At 59.7% G+C, this 18,377-nt stretch carries 19 protein-coding genes and 2 pseudogenes; 13 read left to right on the forward strand and 8 right to left on the reverse strand.

Annotated elements, in window-relative coordinates; translation table 11 throughout:
- Positions 1-262: 262 nt before the first annotated feature.
- The 4 genes from ACZ9BX_RS20465 to ACZ9BX_RS20480 all read left to right on the forward strand — a co-directional run bounded on the left by ACZ9BX_RS20465 (position 263) and on the right by ACZ9BX_RS20480 (position 4,126).
- Entirely contained in the window at positions 263-1,270 is a 1,008-nt protein-coding gene (locus tag ACZ9BX_RS20465) for an SDR family oxidoreductase (protein WP_476220126.1), read from the forward strand.
- A gap of 218 nt (positions 1,271-1,488) precedes the next feature.
- Complete coding sequence (locus tag ACZ9BX_RS20470) at positions 1,489-2,019, forward strand: DUF4142 domain-containing protein (RefSeq protein WP_132568340.1); 531 nt, start codon at positions 1,489-1,491, stop codon at positions 2,017-2,019.
- Between the two features lie 20 nt (positions 2,020-2,039).
- Entirely contained in the window at positions 2,040-2,897 is an 858-nt protein-coding gene (locus tag ACZ9BX_RS20475; protein ID WP_132568339.1) for an SDR family oxidoreductase, read from the forward strand.
- A gap of 968 nt (positions 2,898-3,865) precedes the next feature.
- On the forward strand, positions 3,866-4,126 hold the full coding sequence (locus tag ACZ9BX_RS20480) for a DUF982 domain-containing protein (protein ID WP_132568338.1): 261 nt from the start codon (positions 3,866-3,868) through the stop codon (positions 4,124-4,126).
- A gap of 285 nt (positions 4,127-4,411) precedes the next feature.
- Here the strand turns inward: ACZ9BX_RS20480 and ACZ9BX_RS20485 are convergent, their stop codons facing one another.
- Positions 4,412-4,858: a hypothetical protein gene (locus ACZ9BX_RS20485; RefSeq protein WP_132568337.1), complete on the reverse strand. Its 447-nt coding sequence runs from the start codon at positions 4,856-4,858 to the stop codon at positions 4,412-4,414.
- A gap of 293 nt (positions 4,859-5,151) precedes the next feature.
- On the reverse strand, positions 5,152-5,415 hold the full coding sequence (locus tag ACZ9BX_RS20490) for a hypothetical protein (protein ID WP_165928314.1): 264 nt from the start codon (positions 5,413-5,415) through the stop codon (positions 5,152-5,154).
- 319 nt (positions 5,416-5,734) lie between these two features.
- On the opposite strand from ACZ9BX_RS20490, the gene ACZ9BX_RS20495 reads away from it, so the two are divergent.
- From ACZ9BX_RS20495 to ACZ9BX_RS20515, 5 genes are all read left to right on the forward strand, one after another.
- Positions 5,735-5,968, forward strand: a complete 234-nt coding sequence (locus ACZ9BX_RS20495; protein WP_245505932.1) for a flagellin — start codon at positions 5,735-5,737, stop codon at positions 5,966-5,968.
- A 443-nt stretch (positions 5,969-6,411) separates the two neighbouring features.
- Positions 6,412-7,401 (forward strand): YihY/virulence factor BrkB family protein, encoded by a 990-nt coding sequence (locus ACZ9BX_RS20500; RefSeq protein WP_165928313.1) that lies wholly within the window; start codon positions 6,412-6,414, stop codon positions 7,399-7,401.
- A gap of 424 nt (positions 7,402-7,825) precedes the next feature.
- The gene (locus tag ACZ9BX_RS20505; protein WP_132568334.1) at positions 7,826-8,365 is read left to right on the forward strand and encodes a nutrient deprivation-induced protein; all 540 of its coding nucleotides are present in this window, start codon (positions 7,826-7,828) and stop codon (positions 8,363-8,365) included.
- Between the two features lie 10 nt (positions 8,366-8,375).
- Complete coding sequence (locus ACZ9BX_RS20510) at positions 8,376-8,795, forward strand: phage holin family protein (protein WP_132568333.1); 420 nt, start codon at positions 8,376-8,378, stop codon at positions 8,793-8,795.
- Positions 8,792-9,769 (forward strand): DUF3618 domain-containing protein, encoded by a 978-nt coding sequence (locus ACZ9BX_RS20515; protein ID WP_476220128.1) that lies wholly within the window; start codon positions 8,792-8,794, stop codon positions 9,767-9,769. Before ACZ9BX_RS20510 ends, ACZ9BX_RS20515 begins: the two co-directional genes overlap by 4 nt.
- 324 nt (positions 9,770-10,093) lie before the next feature.
- On the opposite strand, the pseudogene ACZ9BX_RS20520 reads toward ACZ9BX_RS20515, so the two are convergent.
- The 3 genes and pseudogenes from ACZ9BX_RS20520 to ACZ9BX_RS20530 all read right to left on the reverse strand — a co-directional run.
- Positions 10,094-10,274: pseudogene (locus ACZ9BX_RS20520) on the reverse strand (SOS response-associated peptidase); the annotation flags it as partial.
- Between the two features lie 48 nt (positions 10,275-10,322).
- A complete protein-coding gene (locus tag ACZ9BX_RS20525) occupies positions 10,323-10,610 on the reverse strand; it encodes a DUF2934 domain-containing protein (RefSeq protein ID WP_132568331.1) in 288 nt (95 codons plus the stop codon).
- Positions 10,611-10,655: 45 nt separating this feature from the next.
- Entirely contained in the window at positions 10,656-11,162 is a 507-nt protein-coding gene (locus ACZ9BX_RS20530; protein WP_132568330.1) for a ferritin-like domain-containing protein, read from the reverse strand.
- A 542-nt stretch (positions 11,163-11,704) separates the two neighbouring features.
- On the opposite strand from ACZ9BX_RS20530, the gene ACZ9BX_RS20535 reads away from it, so the two are divergent.
- The 4 genes and pseudogenes from ACZ9BX_RS20535 (at position 11,705) to ligD (ACZ9BX_RS20550) (ending at position 14,183) form a co-directional block, all read left to right on the forward strand.
- Positions 11,705-11,935 (forward strand): hypothetical protein, encoded by a 231-nt coding sequence (locus ACZ9BX_RS20535; RefSeq protein WP_132568329.1) that lies wholly within the window; start codon positions 11,705-11,707, stop codon positions 11,933-11,935.
- Between the two features lie 92 nt (positions 11,936-12,027).
- Positions 12,028-12,325, forward strand: a pseudogene (locus tag ACZ9BX_RS20540) (divalent metal cation transporter); the annotation flags it as partial.
- 5 nt (positions 12,326-12,330) lie between these two features.
- The gene (gene ku / locus ACZ9BX_RS20545; protein WP_132568328.1) at positions 12,331-13,143 is read left to right on the forward strand and encodes a non-homologous end joining protein Ku; all 813 of its coding nucleotides are present in this window, start codon (positions 12,331-12,333) and stop codon (positions 13,141-13,143) included.
- A complete protein-coding gene (ligD, locus tag ACZ9BX_RS20550) occupies positions 13,140-14,183 on the forward strand; it encodes a non-homologous end-joining DNA ligase (RefSeq protein ID WP_132568327.1) in 1,044 nt (347 codons plus the stop codon). Before ku ends, ligD (ACZ9BX_RS20550) begins: the two co-directional genes overlap by 4 nt.
- A 133-nt stretch (positions 14,184-14,316) precedes the next feature.
- Here the strand turns inward: ligD (ACZ9BX_RS20550) and ACZ9BX_RS20555 are convergent, their stop codons facing one another.
- Genes ACZ9BX_RS20555 through ligD (ACZ9BX_RS20565) form a run of 3 tightly spaced genes read right to left on the reverse strand, consistent with a single transcriptional unit; the run spans position 14,317 to position 18,375 of the window.
- Positions 14,317-14,826 carry a DUF4334 domain-containing protein gene (locus ACZ9BX_RS20555; RefSeq protein WP_132568326.1) on the reverse strand — a complete coding sequence of 170 codons (510 nt, stop codon included), beginning with the start codon at positions 14,824-14,826 and terminating at the stop codon, positions 14,317-14,319.
- A complete protein-coding gene (locus ACZ9BX_RS20560; protein WP_132568325.1) occupies positions 14,801-15,715 on the reverse strand; it encodes a hypothetical protein in 915 nt (304 codons plus the stop codon). Before ACZ9BX_RS20560 ends, ACZ9BX_RS20555 begins: the two co-directional genes overlap by 26 nt.
- A gap of 23 nt (positions 15,716-15,738) precedes the next feature.
- Positions 15,739-18,375 (reverse strand): DNA ligase D, encoded by a 2,637-nt coding sequence (gene ligD, locus ACZ9BX_RS20565; RefSeq protein ID WP_132568324.1) that lies wholly within the window; start codon positions 18,373-18,375, stop codon positions 15,739-15,741.
- Positions 18,376-18,377: the final 2 nt, after the last annotated feature.

The following is an 18,377-nucleotide window of genomic DNA, read 5'->3' on the forward strand; positions in this document are numbered from 1 at the left end:
GGTGTTCGTGACGTGATGATCAAATAAACTTTGCGGACAATTGCAAGATCGCCCGATGCTCCTCACGCTTAGGCCGTGATGGAAATTCCGCCCGCTGGCCTGAATCTGATGCTGTGCCCTCACATGCGGAACCTGCCAAACGAGGTCACGCAGGCTGATTGACACCTGCGCTTCACTGGAACGGTCTGGGAACTTTTGTTTCAAGCATGTGTTCGATGTCCAGCGTCTCGCGTGCTCCCGTGGCAGTTAGAAAGGGTGTTCGATGTCTCTCGATCTTAATAACGCAGTGGTGGTCATCACCGGAGCATCGAGCGGTATAGGTCAGGCGACTGCGGAGTCCTTCGCGCGACGGGGCAGCAAGGTCGTCTTGGCAGCGCGGAATGGCGATGCGCTGGATAAGGTGACCCAAGCCTGCAAGTGCATCGGCGGCGACGCCATTTCGGTCGTGACCGACGTCATCGATCCCGCGGCCGTCAGAGCACTTGCCGAAAAAGCAAATGCGCTCGGCCGGATCGATGTCTGGGTCAGCAATGTTGGCGTTGGCGCCGTCGGTCGATTTGAGGAGACGCCCATCGAGGCGCATGTGCAGGTCATTCGGGCCAACCTGATTGGCCACATGAATGATGCCCACGCAGCGTTGCCGATCTTCCTGAAGCAGGGCAGAGGCACCTTTATCAATATGATTTCGCTCGGCGGGTTTGCGGCGGCACCGTTCGCGACAGCCTATAGCGCCAGCAAGTTCGGGTTGCGGGGCTTTTCAGAAGCGCTGCGAGCGGAGTTGGCTGACAAGCCGAACATCCGAATCTGTGACATCTACCCAGCCTTTGTCGATACGCCCGGCCTCAGTCATGGCGCCAACTATGTTGGGCGACGAGTGTCGGCGCCACCGCCGGTTCTCGACGCACGACGTGTGGCCGAGGCGGTCGTTAAGGTTGCCATATCACCACGAGCGACCACTACGGTCGGAGCAGTCACCACTGCGACGCGGCTCGCCCACCTGCTGGCGCCCAATCTTTCTGCGCGGGTTCTTGGTCGCTTGATGGCAGCCTATTTCGAGCGGGCGCCGCGCATCGCTGAGAGCGACGGCAACCTCTATCGGCCTTCGTCAGACGCCGCGCGAATCGATGGCGGACTAAGGTCGCAGCATCGGCTGTCAGCGCCGCTCCTTCTTGGCCTGACCGCGCTTGCGGCGGTCGCCCTCGGCGCCACGGTTGCGTCGAGGATATCTAGGCCACGGCGAGGACCGTCGTCATCCCACTGGCTCTCGTAGTTGAATGCCGGCCGTGTTGCGCTGCCAGGTCGGTCTTAACTTTGAGGATGACGGGGCGGCTGCGCAAAGTTCCAAAGCAATTGATGTGCCGTCTCCTCGTTGATCCCGAGGTCCTCCGCGTTCTGTAGTGCGTCAACTTGAATTTCTGTTCGAAGTTTCCCTCGTGAGGAACCACGAAGCCCGATGGAAGTTTCGGTATGGCGAAACAGGGAGTTCTCATGAAAACCCTCATCTACGCATCTGTCATTCTCGCAACGGCCGGCTCGGCCGCTTTTGCCCAATCCGCCACCGAAAAGACAGGAGTCAATTCGCTCTTGGGTGTCGCGCCGAAGACCGAGGATTTCGTCACGGAAGCGGCAAGCAGCGACATGTTCGAAATCGAGTCCAGCAAGCTCGCCCTCGAACGCTCCGATGAGAAGACGAAGACATTTGCGCAGCAGATGCTGACGGATCATCAAAAGACTTCCGACGAGCTGAAGGCCATGGTCTCAGGTGGCAAGGTCAAGGCGACGATCCCTATGGCAATGTCCTCGTCTCATCAGGGAATGCTGGACGATCTGAAAAAGCTGAATGGTGCCGATTTCACAAGCCAGTACCACTCTGGCCAGGAGGATGTGCACGAGGACGCAGTTGATCTCTTCAAGCGCTCCGGCGACGAGGGCGAGAACGCGGATCTGAAGGCGTGGTCCGCAAAGATGCGCCCAGCCCTGGAGCATCACCTGCAGATGGCGACCGACTTGAACAAGTAATTCCAAGAGGAGCAGATGTCGTGACAAACTATCCCACACCACCCTTCGACACGCCGCAGCAACCAATGCCTGGGACGACAAAAGAGATGTCGCCGCTGCCCGATCACGGTGAGCATACCTATCGCGGCTCCGGCCGACTGAGCGGCAAAAAAGCAGTGATTACCGGCGGCGATAGCGGTATCGGCCGCGCCGTTGCCATTGCTTTCGCGCGTGAAGGGGCCGACGTTCTGATTGCCTATCTCGACGAAGACGAGGATGCCAACGAGACCAAGAAGTGGATCGAGGAAGCCGGACGCAAGGCCGTACTCGTTTCTGGCGACATTCAGAAACCGGAGCATTGCCGTCACATCATCGACACGGCGCGAGCCGAGCTCGGCGGTATCGACGTCCTGGTCAACAATGCCGCTCATCAGGCGAGCTTTGAGGACATTGGAGAGATCAGCGACCAAGAATGGGAACTGACCTTCAAGGTCAACATCCACGCGATGTTCTATCTGTCCAAGGCCGCCATCCCGCATATGAAGCCGGGCAGCTCGATCATCAATACCGCTTCAGTGAATGCTGACAGCCCAAGTCCACACCTCCTGGCCTATGCCACGACCAAGGGCGCGATCCAGAACTTCACGGCCGGCCTCGCGCAGATGTTGGCGGCAAAAGGCATCCGGGCGAATGCTGTGGCGCCGGGCCCGATCTGGACGCCACTTATTCCGTCGACCATGCCGGAAGAAGCTGTCAAGAACTTCGGGAAACAGGTGCCGATGAAGCGGCCGGGGCAACCAGCAGAGCTGGCTACGGCCTATGTCATGCTGGCAGATCCGCTCTCAAGCTACGTCTCCGGCGCGACAATTGCCGTCACCGGCGGCAAACCAATCATCTGATGGCAGCGCTCGATGCCGCCACCAGGCTGGCACCGCTCCTGGAAGGCGTCCACGAGCATGCCGGCGTCGACATCGAGAACTGGCTGACGATCGGCCGGGCACGCTGCCGAACACCCACGTCTGGGACGAGGCGAAGCACAAGCTCGACCCCAAGCTCAGGCAGGTCGTGCATGCCGGATTGTCATGGTTGACATCGACATTTGCGATCGCTGACATGTTGCCTGAATTCGCACCGGACACACCGGACGGTAAGCTCCGCCGGGAGCGGCTTTGGTACTCCCGCCGGCGCTATTCGGCGTGTCGCCTCTTAAGCAAGCGGGCTCTTGTACCCTGCTACATGGATCTGGATAGTCACAGCCCCATATAGCGACTCTGGCGTTTCTCGGCAGCGGTCACGCAATTTACGGCCGCAATCATGGCAGCACGTCCGCACTCGCTTTCAGGTGAAATATTGTGGGTTTCACACCAGCTTCTGACAACGGTGGTAACGGTATCGATGTCTTGGTCTTCGAGGGTAGAACAGTAGATTAAGAGTGACATCTCATGCACTCCTTTCCAGCGGCTGCGCCGTCCATATCGTCATATCGGGGCCGGCCAACCATGTTATGCTCACTCAGCGACAGGTGCTGGCGAAGCCGGCCTTGCGAAAGAGAGCCCCGCAAGATCAAGCTCTTCTTCTGATAAGATCGCGGTAGGTGTTGTCCAGGAAGGGAAGCTTCCGCCAGCGCGTTCTACCATCACAACAAAATGCGTCGGCCGATGTTCCAAAACGACCACCGAAACGAGTCCGTTTGATGGGAGCGGCCGGCAACTTCAAAAGCGGCAGACATCGGACAATTTCTGAATGCTGGCTCAACCCAGACGCACCGTTTCGGTTGCCAACCGACAACAGTGGCAGCGCAACTTCCCTGATGGAACGTTTCCAATTTTGCTGTCGTTTACGGTTAGGCTTCAGGAGGAGCCCAGCGATGAACATCGAAGCGAGAAACCCTCCTCTTATATATTGGAGCGCACCGGTGAATGTCAGAGTAGGAAACGGTTTCAGGGAAGCGATTTTTGGCCCAGAAACCGCACTCGACTATCTTGAGCATCGATGGCCAACGAGAAATGGCCCGCATTATTTCAACGCGCTGCGTATCTGCAGGGCGGCGGTCGACAGAAGGGAACCGCCCGATTTTGCTCGCGAAGCATTTCTCGCTGCCAGTATTGAAGCGGACATGTTGGCCTAAGTGCTTTGGTTCGGACGGTGATCCCAAGCTGACCGAAGGGCAAAAGTCGCATCTGGCGTGCGGCGCTGCATCGCGCAACGAACGCTGCCGTCGACCTCAGCGATTTGATCGTCCGTTCGGCGCGTGGTGACCCGGAAACCCAATTCCGAAGACGCTGGCGCGGCGATCCAAATAGGCGGACATAATCATATATAGCCCGTGCTTCGGCCGATCGGGTGACATTGAACGACAACGGCCGGGCCCTCGTGCCGGCGCTTCAACAGTGGTCGTCCGAACAACGGGATCTTATATCACGAAAATATTGCGCAGCCGGGCTAAAATGCCTTTCCGGTCGCCCGCGGCGGCCATTGCACGAACATAACCGGCGGCTCTCGCCGCGCTGACCGTTGCCCCGAAGTGGCAATAGCAGACGAGGTGATGCAATTGACGGTCACTCAGTTCGAAGAACTGCTTGGCTTCGCCGTAGCTGTCGCTCTCCAGCCCTGCCGCCTGCAGGACGGGGTCGGCAAACGCCACCGAGATCGGCGAATTGTCGACGCGCATGAGCGCCCGCTCCTTGGCCGGCTTGTATTCCGTCTCGCGCAGGGTGGAGAGCCCATCGTGCCGGCTCAGTTCCAGGAGCTGTGCCCAGCGCTCAAGACGCTGGCGGCGGGACATTTCCGGTACCGGGCGCGGGTAGTCGGGATTGACGTTGGCGACGGCCTGCAGTTGTTCAAGGGCATGGTGCTTCATAGAAGTCTTCCTTTTGAGACGATAGCTGGTCATATCGATCTGGGCCAATCCAGATCGAGCCTTTACTCCATCCGTTCACCAGTCGACACGCGGCAGAGATTCTTGGGTCTTGCTGACCTGCATCGCAATGATCCTTCCGCCGGCCCGACTGGATTGTCTTAGTCCTTTAAACCGCATCAAAGGCTGAAGGTTCCGTCAGATGGCGCCCGACCGATCGTTTGATAAAGATCGAGCAAGACATGATCGTACTAAAGGTTGGCAGGGATCTTCGGATGGCGGTGGCGGCCGCGCTATCAGATCTCGCGCGCCATAAGCCCCCCGGTCACCCTCGGGATCTCGTGGATCATCGCTGCATCAATTACCGCATCGTAGCGCCGTCGCCGCTTCATCACGTGCTTGAAATAGCTCTCTCCGGTCGTCTCGAACCATTCGGACATATCAAGCTTGAGCATCCGGCGCAGCTGGTTTGCCTGCTTTCGGCGCCGCTCGGTCAATGCGGTGGAAAAGAAATTCACCGACCGCCGCAACGGCATTGAACCATTGCCACCGAAACGCATACGATCGACCGAAACACGATCAATACGGGCCTGGGAAACGGGGGCGGGTAGGTAATGCGGCGGACGACATGGTCATGATCGTGAAGGCGCTCATCACCCTCCCGAACACGATTATCGAAGCAAGCGTCTCTGTTATTCTTGTCAGGTCTGATCCACTCGACGACCGACTGAATGGTTAAAAAACCAGCATCGGATTTACCAACATGTCCGTCAATCGTCGAGCCAATTCCGGAAATGGGGGTGCTGGACGTCGATATCGATAAATAACCCCGGCGCCGTGAACTAATATCAGAACAGCTTCGACATCATGCTCGCGCGGGTGACGAGCGGAACCGCGGCGCTTGGCGCGCTCAAGAGGCGGATCGACTTCCAGGCGGACTATACGGAGACGCTGATCGATGCGATCAGTTCCGGAGTAGGACGACTGGTCGACCCGGACATGGAAGAGGAGTCGACCAGGCCGGGCGCCCTTCAGACCCAACAGCAGCTCGCGCTCCAGTCCTTGTCGATCGCCAACAGGGCACCGCAAGCCCTACTCAACCTGTTCGGCTAGGTCGGTCGACGGGCCGTACGGGGTCAACGCTTCTGAGAGCGTTTTTGAAAATGCTGCTGTCGCTGCCCATCCAGTAGGCACTCTCCAGTTCGTTCATCAAGCTCCGGGCCAAAAGGCGCCAGTTCCTTAAAGTCCGGCTTCACCCGGGCAACCACATGGCGCGTAACTCGCTGTCCTGGAACCGATCGAGAATTGAAGTATCGATCATCGCCGACGGAAATCATCGCTTCGCCGATGGCCAGCGCCGGATGCGACCACAGCCATGGCAGAGTTGTGGAGGCTCGGGACGGCTTTCTTCGCCTCCGGCCCAAGCGGAACAAGGCATAAGGTGGGCCGTTGGTATGGAAGCTCACGAGGCATCGAGCATCGACGCGCATGACGCGAGCCGACTTGAAATTGCGGCGCCGCTTTCTGAGGGACGCTCCAAAAAGCATGAGGTCTCAATGAATCCTCACGAAAACGAAGAAGAGGCGGCGGAACGGCAGGATCCGGGGCGGGGACGGACCGCTATTAACCCAGGCGACATCCCGGCGCGCGGATTACGCGACGTGTTCTGGCGCGTCGTCTCACAGGTCGGTGAAGATCGGGTAACTCTCGTTGCAGCCGGCGTCACGTTCTATATCCTTCTCGCCCTGTTTCCGGCACTCGCTTCGCTGGTGTCTATCTATGGCCTCATTTCAGACCCGGCCGCAATTGGCGAGCAGATCACGTTCATGGCGGGGGTCCTGCCGGCGCAGTCGCTTCAGTTGATGACAGACCAGTTGCAGGCCATAACGTCTCAGAGGACCTCCAGTTTGAGTGCCGGCTTCATTGCCGGTCTGCTGATCGCACTCTGGAGCGCGCGGAACGGTGTGGCAGCACTCTTCGAGGCGATGAACATAGCTTATGACGAAAGCGACGGGCGCGGCTTTATCCGACTAACACTTCTCAGCCTTGGATTTACCGCAGGTGGTATCCTGGTCACAGCCTTGCTGATCGCTGCCATCGCTGTCTTGCCGGCGGTTCTTGCCCTTCTTTCGCCTGATCCATGGCTGGAAAGGCTCGCGAGAATTGCACGCTGGCCCGTGCTCTTGCTGCTGATTGGCGCGGCCATAAGCCTGCTTTACCGATACGGGCCGGATCGAGACCCACCGAAGCTAAGGTGGGTCACTTGGGGCGCGGCGTTTAGCACGCTTTGCTGGTTACCAGCGTCCCTTTTATTCTCATTCTACATCGACAACTTCGCGGACTATAACGCAACCTACGGCGCTATGGGTGCATTGATCGGTTTCATGCTGTGGATTTGGGTGTCGACGATCATCATCATCGTCGGTGCGGAGCTCAACGCGGAACTGGAGCACCAGACGGCGCGCGATTCGACGAAAGGTCGGCCCAAGAAAATGGGCGAGCGCGATGCCTACGTAGCCGATACCCTCGGCGAGTCCAGCGATTGAACGCGCCGTCGGTGCCACACGCGTCGAGTTAGTCGTCTACAGTTGTGGTAGGGAAGCTGAAAGCGCGAAGGGATTCGAATGGCCGACAGGCGGCCCGGCGTAAGAGCCATGCCCGGTTACATACGTCCATGGCACCCCTTCGGACCTCATCTAGATGTTCAGGATGTTTAACCGGGCGTCCCAAGGATCCATGCATCCGAAGGCCTCAATAGTCAAAAAAGCTAAGCCGGAAGGAGTTTCTCGTTCCCGCCGGCTCTGAGCGCGGAGAGATAAGAGAACTGCTCACCTAAGGCGCCGCTCTCGCTCATCACGATTGTCGCGCTGGGGCCGATCGCGGAATAATCGACCTTCGGAACAAAGGGACTGTAGCACTGTTTTAGCAATGGATAGCGGCACCTCCGTTCAAAGACAGTAGGAGGACAAAATGAGTGATACAACGTATGGCCAAGGATCTGGCCGCCCGCCCGAAGGAAGCCCGAGTACACCGGGAGGCGAGGCTAATCCGGCTACGGCCCGGGAGCCGGCCTTGCGGGGCGATTTGAAAGAAATGAAGCAGTTCGCGGAAGAGCAGACTGAAAAGGCCAGGGACGCGGCAGAGCAAATGGCCACGGACGAGAAGAACTTCGCCGCGCGCCAGCTTGGCGGCGTTGCAACCGTCTTGCGGAAAGTGGGTTCCGAACTTGAGCAGTCGGACCAGAAATCTCTTGGACGGTATACCAGGAACCTCGGAAGCTCGCTTGAATCACTGGCGGGCGACTTGAAGGACCGCAATCTTGGCGACATAGCGGGCATAGCAGAGGACTTCGGCCGGAGAAAGCCAGCCGCGTTCCTGAGTATGGCCGCTCTTGCCGGTTTCGCCGCAAGCCGTTTCCTGACCGCCTCGGCTGAACGTAGAGCGAGACACCTTCAATCCACCACCACAACGCCACCGTCCACTTCGTCGAATGCAGGTCGGATCGGCTAGGAGCATTATTATGGCAAATCACGGAAACAATCGCGCCCTTCCAGAGCTCCTCACCGGCCTTGTGGCAGATATTTCGGGTCTATTCCGCAAGGAAATCGATCTCGCAAAGGCCGAAGCTTCCGAGAAATTCGATCGCGCGCTGGGTGCTTTGGAAGTCGTCGCCATCGGATTGGTGCTCGCGATAGGCGCGCTGGGTGTTCTCTTAAGTGCCGCCGTTACCGGCGTTGCCGCCTTTCTCGTGGCCCAAGGTTTTACCGAGCCAAATGCAGACGCCTTGTCATCGGTGATCATCGGCGTCCTGGCGGCGGTGCTTGCCTGGGCTATGATTTCGCGCGGTCTAGCGAACTTGCGCGCCGGCAACCTAACGCTTGACCGCACGGCAACATCCCTCAGACGGGATGTCGACGTGATAAAGGAGAGAACGCAATGACCTATTCCTCCAATCACCACACGGCGGCCGAGCTTCAGCGCGAGATTGACACCGACCGCCAACGAATTGAAGAAAAGCTCCACGCGATACAGGAGCGAATGTCGCCCGGACAACTGATCGATGAACTCATAGCCTACACGAAGAATAGCGGGGGTGCCGAATATGTCGGCAATCTCGGCCGGACGATGAAGACAAATCCTGTTCCAGTCGCTCTTATGGGGGTGAGCCTGGCATGGCTGATGGCCAAAACCCCGCAGACCACGGCCCCTGCAGCGGAGCATGAAGAGACGCTGGACGATTATCCGCTTGCGCCGGTGACAGGCACGGTGCGGCGAATTGGTCCGGTAGAGGAGAGCTTCGGCGAGCGCTACAGCCACTTCTCGGACGAGAGCGGCAAGCGCTTCAGAGCACTGACCGATACCGCCGGTCGACGAGCGGGGCACTTCATTGATGAAAGTGGTAAGACCTATCGCGGCTTTGCCGATGCAGCGGGTAGGCAAATAGATGAAATCTTCGACGAGGCCGGCGCGTTATTCGACCAGGCTTCCGGCTGGGCCGCGCGGTCCTGGCGCCGGCTCACGCAGTCTGCCGAGAAGGTGCAGGCGACGATCTTCGACACTGGCGGAACGCTCCATGATCAGGGTGCGCGGCTCAATGAACTACTAGAGCGGCAATTGCGGGACCAGCCGTTGGTGAGTGGCGCACTCGCCTTTGCCGTCGGGGCTGCCATCGGTGCTGCGCTTCCACACACGGAGCAGGAAGACGAGGCGATCGGAGAGACATCGGATGCCGTCCGCGAGAGCCTGTCGTCGAGCGCCGACGGGGTGATGGCTCGGGTGGTCGAAGCAGGGTCGGAAATCTACGAACGCACAAAGGACGTCGCGTCCGATGTCCATCAAGCAGCCAAAGACCGCATAAAGGAAGAGGCGCGGGACTTCCAAGCTGCTGATAATCCGGCCAATTCGCCACGGTGACCGCCCCTCTGAGGTGGGACCCGCGATGGATCGAGCTGCATCAAACCCTTCAGTTGCGGACGCTTGGTTATGCTGGAATAGGCGGAGCGATGAAGAGCGCGCTACGTTAAACGCCGTGATAAGCTGGATCGCATAAGGGTGAAGAGACGACGGTCAAATACGACGGCTGGCGGAAAAGATCGTTCGGGTGAGGCCGACGCTGATTGCGGCGATCGAATACGGGCGTGGACGGACGATGGAAACCTGCGGCTTTCCTCTTACAAGGGGCTCCGCGAAGTGCAGGATAACGCGGTGATCTACGAAATCGAGTGAAACAGGTCCTGATCAGAGCAACGTCGGCTCTGGATCGATCTCCTCGATGATCTCTGGATTGTTTTCTCCGGTGAGCCGAAGGCCTTGCTGATTGGCCACACCGTCATCAGCTCCGAAGGGAACGGCTTCATCAGATCATGCGGTCCGGCTCCGGCGACAGCCAGCGCTCGTAATCCTCCGGACACAGGATCACCCGGGATGCGGTTCACAGCGCACCAATGCCGGAGTGCCTTTTGAACGGCTATTCTGTAGGCGGGCGAGGTGCAGGTAAATGCTCGCCGCTGCGGCCGGTCCCGTCCTCTCCTTCAATCTCCTTTTCCGCCTGCTGCCAGTGCCGCTCATGCTCTCCCTCGGGCCGCCCCTCGCGCTCCCACTTTTCGTAGGCGCGTCTGCGAATGCGGTCTTCCCTATCGCCGGGGCTTCTGTCCGGCGATTTAGTCCCAGTGTCGTTGCGCCGCTCCAGCTCGCGTTCAATCGTCTCCGCGGAGCCTTCGACCGGATCTTCGTTCCTTTTATTTGCGGTAACCATCGATTCCTCCCTGGTAGACTGCCGTCGCGAGCGCCAGCGAGCTACCTATCGCTTTGCCGTGATGTCGGCGTCGGCGCGCGTAAGAAAGGCCTCGGTTACACCGGAAAGATTGTCCTCCAGCCATTTTGCCATGGCCAGTTCCTCTTTGAGGATGCCTTCGCAGACCGCCTTCGTCTGCAGATCTCCGGCGAACTCTGCGGCCGCAATGAGAATCCTGTAGCTCGCAATCTCAAAATGCTCGAATGTGTAGCTCGCCAGCGAGCCTTTGACGATCTCATCGCTCACGAACAGGCCGCTGAGGCCCTGCCCGAAGGCGGTTATCTTTCCGGCCATGTCCTTGATGGTCGAGGACCCGCCACCTATGCGGTTCAGGCAAGTCTCCAGCGATTTTGCCTGCTGCCTAGTTTCTTCGAGATGCTGGCCGATGCGTGCCTTCAGATCCGGATAGTTTTTGATCCGCTCGTATTGCGCCTTCAGCATCGTTTCGGCCTGCTCTTCCATGGCGTGAGCATCACGGAGCCAAGCGACGAGATTGTCTTGTGCAGTTGACATGAGATCCTCCAGTGTTGTGCGGCGCCAATGCTAACGGACCGTCTTATGAAATGTTCCGGTGGTGTCATCTGTGCAGGATTTCATTGACACGCGCCTGAAGCCATTTGTGCCAGCAACCTGAATTGCGCCATGGAAAGCCGATCACAGACCATGCCTGACGAGACAACGTGGCGCCGAAGCACCGCTTCCGCCAAAGGCACCCCGGGACGTGACGAATCGTCCGGTGTGGGACAACGACCGGGCTCGCCATTGAGAGGTTTGAGACGAGCCCTGCCGCATCCTGGCTGCGGTTGTCTGGATCCTACAGCACAGGCATCACGCGACTTCGCTGGGCGAACGGGGTACGGACGCCAGCCGCGATTAACGGGCGAGCTCGTCGCGCGACAGATGATAAATGCAAAGCGCATCAAAAGGTTCCTGTGCGCTGTCAATGTATTGCATCACGACATAGCGGGCGTATGCTGCCTTGCCGGCCCCGCGTTTAACGGCTGAGACCGGTTGAGAGACTCGTTGCGCTCTTGCCATTATTGGAGGGGCTATAGATGTCTCTTCTAGACCTTCTTCCGCTCAATGAAAATGAAATCGAGCTGGTCACAACAGTGGTTCGCCAGTGGTGCGAAGATCATCGTGTCCTGATAGAGAGCGGCCGCGGCCGCGTAGCCATGACGACAGCAGTGGGTCTGGTGATCTCAGGCGAACACTCGCCTGAGGGGCTCGCGGAGGCTCTTGGCTGTTGTATGCGGATCGAGCAGTACAAGCGGCCCATAGATTAAGCACCAAGTACTTGGTTTGGCCGTAAATGGTTTTTCGAAAATTCCGGAACCCAGTGTCAAAATTCCGGAATTTCGCGACCGGCTGCATCGGGCGCATTCGCGCCGACACCTTGATCGGTGTGGCGTTCTCGAATGCCATCGCTCTCGCTATCATTGTGACGAGCGCTGCAACTCTCAACAAGGCGGGCGTCACAGATATTCAATCCTCGGCTGAGGCAGCCGATGCCTTGCGGCCAATCGCAGGCGATTTGCGTTCATTGTGTTCTCGATGGGCATATTGGGGACGGGGCTGCTTGCTGTCCCAGTCCTTGCGGGCGCCGCCGCCAATGCCATCGGCGAGGCTTTAAACGGCCTGTCGGCCTCTCCAGGAAAGCGGGCGAGACAGCGGCAAGGGAGTGAAGCCATTCCGCCACCCCCTCCAGGCACTCTATCTCAAGCTCTCGCTGGTGACCTGCCCGGTGCAGATGATGCCGGCCACCTCCGAAAGTGAGAAGGTCCGCTTCCATACCCTCAATCGGCAAACCCAGAACCGCGTCGTCAGCCACTACATCGATTCCGTCACCGGACAAGAGGTGAAGGAAGAAGACGAGGTCAAAGGTTATCAGCGTGGCGAGGACGAATACGTCATTCTCGAGGACGAGGAGCTTGAGAATGTCGCGCTCGAAAGCACGAAGACGATCGACATTTCGATATTCACGCCGCGCGACAGCATCGACTGGATCTGGCTCGACACGCCCTATTATCTTTCTCCGAACGATCCTGTCGGGCAGGAAGCGTTTTCCGTCATTCGCGATGCGATGGAAGCACAGAACATGGTCGGCATATCCCGGCTGGTAATCTCGCGGCGCGAGCGCGCCGTCATGCTCGAGCCACGTGGCAAGGGTATCGTTCTCTGGACGCTGCGTTATGGAGGCGAGGTCCGCGATGAGGATAGCTATTTCGAAGGTATCGGCGATGAGAAAGCCGATTCCGAAATGATGCCGCTCGTCCAGCAGCTGATCAAAAAGCAAGCGAAGGACTGGAGCCCAAAAATGGTTGCCGACCCGGTCCAGGAACGGCTGCTCGACATCATCGCGGCCAAGAAGAAGTCCTTGAAGAAGCCTGCCAAAGCCAAGGGAAAATCCACGCCATCTCCGCCGAGCAACGTCGTCAATATCATGGATGCCCTGAAAAAGTCGGTCGCGGCCGAGAAACGGGCAGGCAAATGAGCCGGCGTGCCAAACCGCTGCTTCAGGACGATCAGGTCGCCAAGTCGAAACCGGCCCGGCCGCGCGATCCGGCCCAACCCAATCTTCCGTTTGACCCGATGCCGGAACGGATCGAGCCATGCCTTGCGCTTTTGAAGACGGTTCCGCCCAGGGGTCCGGATTGGGCATTCGAGGTAAAGTGGGACGGCTATCGTCTGGCCATCCACATCGAGCCGAAGGGTGTGCGGATCATCACTCGCGGCGGCCATGACTGGACGCATCGTTTTCCAGCGATCGCTAACGCCGCCGGGAAATTGGGCGCAGGCACCGCCATCCTCGATGGCGAGGCAGTCGTGCTGGACAAAGAGGGCCGATCGGATTTCGGCGCGCTGCAGCGCTCGCTCGGCGGGCGCGGCGGCAAGCGTTCGTCGGCGGAATCGGTGTTTTTTGCGTTCGACCTCCTCTATTTCGATGGCCATGACCTGACAGGAGCCGAACTCTCCGTCCGCCGGCACCTGCTGGAGGATTTTCTCGATGGCGCCACCGGCGCAATTCAGCTGTCGGAGGAAGTGTACGGCGATAGTGCCGCACTTATGGCCAATGCCTGCTCACTAGGACTCGAGGGTATCATAGCCAAACATCGCGACCGGCCCTATCGCTCCGGCCGCACCGGCGACTGGCTGAAGATCAAGTGCGTCCAGAGCGAAAGCTTCATGGTGATCGGCTATGAGCAGTCGACCTCTGCCCGCGGCGGAATCGGCAGCTTGCTTCTTGCCGGCCGCAAGGGCCATGACTGGGTTTACGTCGGCTCGGTCGGCACCGGGTTCAACACCAGGGATGCCGAATATCTGCGAAGGACGCTGGATGAGCTGAAGACCAAACAGCCGGCCGTGCCACTCAAGGGCAAGAACCTGGTGTTCAGTCAGCCGACACTGATCGCGGAGATCGAGTTTCGCGGCTGGACTGATGACGGCAATTTGCGACACGCATCCTACAAGGGCCTGCGCGAGGTCCAGGACAATGCCGCCGTTTTTGACATGAACGAAAAGGCGACCGGCTGAAAAAGACAGAGCGCTCGACCCTTGCGGGGAGCGCCCTGTCGGACCCGGACGACCGCGCGCGGCAGACAGGCTGCTCGGCACGCGGTCATCGAAACGGGTGGTAGGCAACAGATGATATCAGGTTGGCCGGTTTTCAAGGTTCGTCTACCCGCTCGAGTTCAAAGAAATAGAACCGCTCGTCACCGCTGATCGTCATCGCTCCCATCACCCAGTGCTGATCAATGCGGCGGAAATGATCGATGATCGGCTGGTCGTCATAAATCATGGCGGCACTGTCGACGCCGCCAAACAGCATGGTTTTCAGGGAAGCGACCGGCCCCCTCGCCCGCAGTCGGCGCTGGAGATAGGAAAACAGGTTGCGCGCGGCGCGCGTCCGGCCGATCTCATGGAAACGCAGCGCAAGGCCAAGGGGTATCCATCTCGGATCAATGGCAACCAGCCGGTGTTCATCCGACCGAAACAGCAATGCATCGGCGCGCATGTCCGGCCTAAACCGCTTGCCGAACCAGCCGAGATTTTCCAGCACGCCATCGAACGGATGCCCCGTCGGGATGCACTGCCCCTTCCACAGCCCGACCATCTCGCGGGGCTCGATCGGCGGCAAGCGTCGAAACGCCTCAGAGGCTCTCTGCTGATCTCTCACCCGATGAACCTTTTTCTTCCCGGCGCTCTCTGGCCCGCTGCCTGGATTTGGCGTTGCGCGGGGCAATCCGCAATTCTTCCAACGTTGGCGTCCACCAGCCCCGATTAACTTCGTGCGTTTCCGGTGGCCTTCGTGCCGGCCAGGTCGTCACCAATTCTTCGAGTGAGCCGGACCGCCAGGATGCCCAGACATAACCTTCGCCATCCGCCGCCGGGAAGTAAAACGCACTGACCGTAGCCGGATCCGCCAGCTCGCCGTCCGTGCCGGTGAAGAAGACGACGCCGACATATGTGCCGATCGCGCGTTCCAAGGGCGGGGCGTCATCGACCGGAATCGGATATCGCTTCCGCCGGCGCTCCCTTGTCCTCGCCTTGGATGCCTCATCTTCTTCGGTGCCCCTGATGGCCTCGCGCCGCGCCCGCCGTGCTTCCGGCTCACTCCGCTCGGCGGCCGCCTCGATCGCCGGCCATCGCCTCCGGAGTTCCTCGAACGAACGGTAGGGTACGGTCCATAAGCGGCGATCCGCGTCCCAGCGCGCATAGGGGATCTCCCGGATCTCATCGATGACGCTGCGTGAATATGGCGTTCGGATCTGCAAGGTCGCGGGTGCTGCTTCGAGATAGCGGCTTACGATCGGCTCGAAGGCAAAGGCATCCCTGCCCTTCTCGTCCGCGAACCTGTCTGCCTCCGCCTCCATCTCGGCCAGCCAGCGGCCGATGCGCTTTTGAGCAGTGCGGCCCGGTACGAACCAGGCGTTCAGGCGGTCGCTCCACCGGGCGCGCGGAAACGCCTCCCGAAACCGTTGCACCGTCATCCGGTCGTGCGGCAGGTCGGTCGTTGCACCCTCACGCGGGCGTGGGTCGGATGTGTCCTTCGATTCCATGTCCATGTCACATCGCCACGCTTCAGAGATCAGGCTGCCCGCCTTGATTTCCCGAGGCGCTTGATCGCCTGCTCCAGCGGTCGCTCGCCGTCACAATAGTCCTGCCAGGCCGAAGTTTTCGCAAGCAGCGCCGGGACCGTGCGCACGGTGAACCGCTTCGGATCGAGATCGGACTTCACCTGCGTCCAGGTGAGCGGCATCGATATGGTGGCGCCGGGTCGCGCACGCGGTGACAGTGGCGCGACGGCCGTCGCCATGCGATCGTTGCGGAGATAGTCCAGGAAGATCCTCCCGCCCCGAAGGCTCTTGGTCATCTTGATGAGATAAAGTTCCGGGTTGTCGCGCGCCATTTGTTGGCAGACATCGTGGGCGAAGCCTTTTGCCTCGGCCCACGACAGAGGTTTGCGTTTGTTGACAGCAAGCGGGGTGACGACATGCAACCCTTTGCCGCCGGTGGTCTTGCAGAAACTGACGAGGCCGAGCTCCTCGAGCCGGTCGCGCATCTCGCGGGCCGCCGCGACCACCTTCGAAAAAGCTACGTCCGGGCCGGGATCGAGATCGAACACCAGCCGACCAGGCACTTCCGGCCGGCCGGGTTCGCAGTTCCACGGATGCAGCTCGACGCCGCCGATCTGGGCGATTGCCGCGAGACCCTCGACCCGATCGATTTGCAGATACGGCTTCTTGTCGCCGAAGACCTTCACCAGTTCGAGAAGGTTCGAGGTGCCGGGCATCGCATGGCGCTGGAAGAACTGTTCTCCGCCGATGCCATCCGGCGCCCGAATGATCGAACAAGGCCGACCCTTGATGTGTTCGATCAGCCAAGCGCCAACAGTCTCATGGTAGCGGGCGAGATCTTCCTTGGTGACCGGCTCGCCATCACCCACGTCCGGCCAGAGCGGCTTGTCGGGATTGGAGATGAAGACGCCCATGACCTCGGCCTTGGCGCCTTTGCGCCGTGCGGGTGTTGACTTGTCAGTCGGAGCAGGTTCAGCGGCATCAGTCCTGGCGGGCGATGCTGGCTTCTCGGCCTCAACCTCTTTCGCCGGCTTGTCTTCCCGCAGTCCCTTAAAGGCTGCCTGGCGCACGATGCCGTCTGCCGTCCACCCTTCGAATTCGATGTCGGCGACGAGCTCGGGCTTCACCCAAACAACTTCAGCCTGCTTCTTGGGAGCACCGATACCGGTGAACGGCGATCTCGCCGTCTCGAGCGCGTTCAGTTTCGGAAGGAGCATCTCGACTTTCCTGGCGCCGTAGCCGGTTCCGACACGGCCGACATAGACAAAGTGATCGCCGCGGTGAACACCGACCAGCAGGGAGCGGAACTTGCCGTTGGTCCTGGCGTAACCGGCGATCACCACCTCATGGCCCGCCCGGCATTTAGATTTCGCCCATGTGTCGGTACGGCCGGACTGATAGGGCGCATCCATCTGTTTGGAGACGATGCCTTCGAGCGACAGCTTGCAGGCAGACCGCAGCACCGCATCACCACCGGATTCGAAATGGTCGACGTAGCGGAGACGAGGATCATCAGTCGCATCGGTGAGCAGATTTTGCAGCCGCTTCTTCCGCTCGACCAAGGCCAAGGCCCGCAAGTCCTCGCCGCCGTCGAACAGCAGGTCGAACGCGAAATAGACCAGATCGCCCGTCTTGCCCTCCGACAGGGCCGCCTGGAGAGCCGCAAAATCGGGTGCGCCATTCTCGTCGAGCGCGCAGATCTCGCCATCGATGATGCAATCCGGCAGTTCGGTAGCCGCATCGGCGATCTCGGGATATCTCCCTGTCCAGTCGAGGCCCTTGCGTGTCTTCAGGGTCACCGTGCCGTTGGCGACGCGCAGCTGGATCCGGTAGCCATCGAATTTGATCTCGTGCAGCCAATCGTCGCCACCCGGCGGCCGATCCAACGTCGCGCATAGCTGCGGGGGGATGAAATCCGGCAGGTCGGCCGCGGTCGAGGTCGCCACGTCCTTGTGGGACCTCTTCTTCCGTTCGTCGGCCGCCAGGCCATGCTTGCTGTCCCAGACGGCATCCGCCTCGACATTCGCATTTCCCATCATAAACGGTCTTGGCTTCCGCCCCTTGCCGCTGGCGATTTGCTCCATGCTGCGGCCCGACGCGACCGAGGTCGCATTCTCCTCCAGGATCGCCGCGCCGTTCTCCTCGACGGAATGATCATCATGGTGCTTGATCAGCAGCCAGTTGGTCCGCTTGCCGCCATCGCGGTCGTTGCGCATCCTGACCAGGACGAAGCTGCCATGTAGACGTTTTCCCTCTAGCGTGAACTTGAAATCGCCCTTCTTCAGGGCTTCTTCGGGTGACTTCCTGCCTTCCGGTTCCCAATAGCCGCGATCCCACAGCATGACCGTGCCACCGCCGTACTGGCCCTTCGGGATCGTGCCCTCGAAGTCACCGTAGTCGAGCGGGTGGTCTTCAACCTCGACGGCCAGTCGCTTGTCATGGGGATCAATCGACGGCCCCTTGGTCACCGCCCAGGACTTGAACACCCCGTCAAGCTCGAGTCTCAGATCATAATGGAGCCGCGTCGCGTCGTGCTTCTGGATCACAAACCGCCTGCGGTTCGACGGCTTGATGTGGGTCGCGCCGCTCGGCTCGCTCGTCTTCTTGAAATCGCGCTTGGCGCGGTATTTTGAGAGATTGTCGACCATGC

This window comes from Rhizobium sp. USDA 3886 (assembly GCF_056279785.1).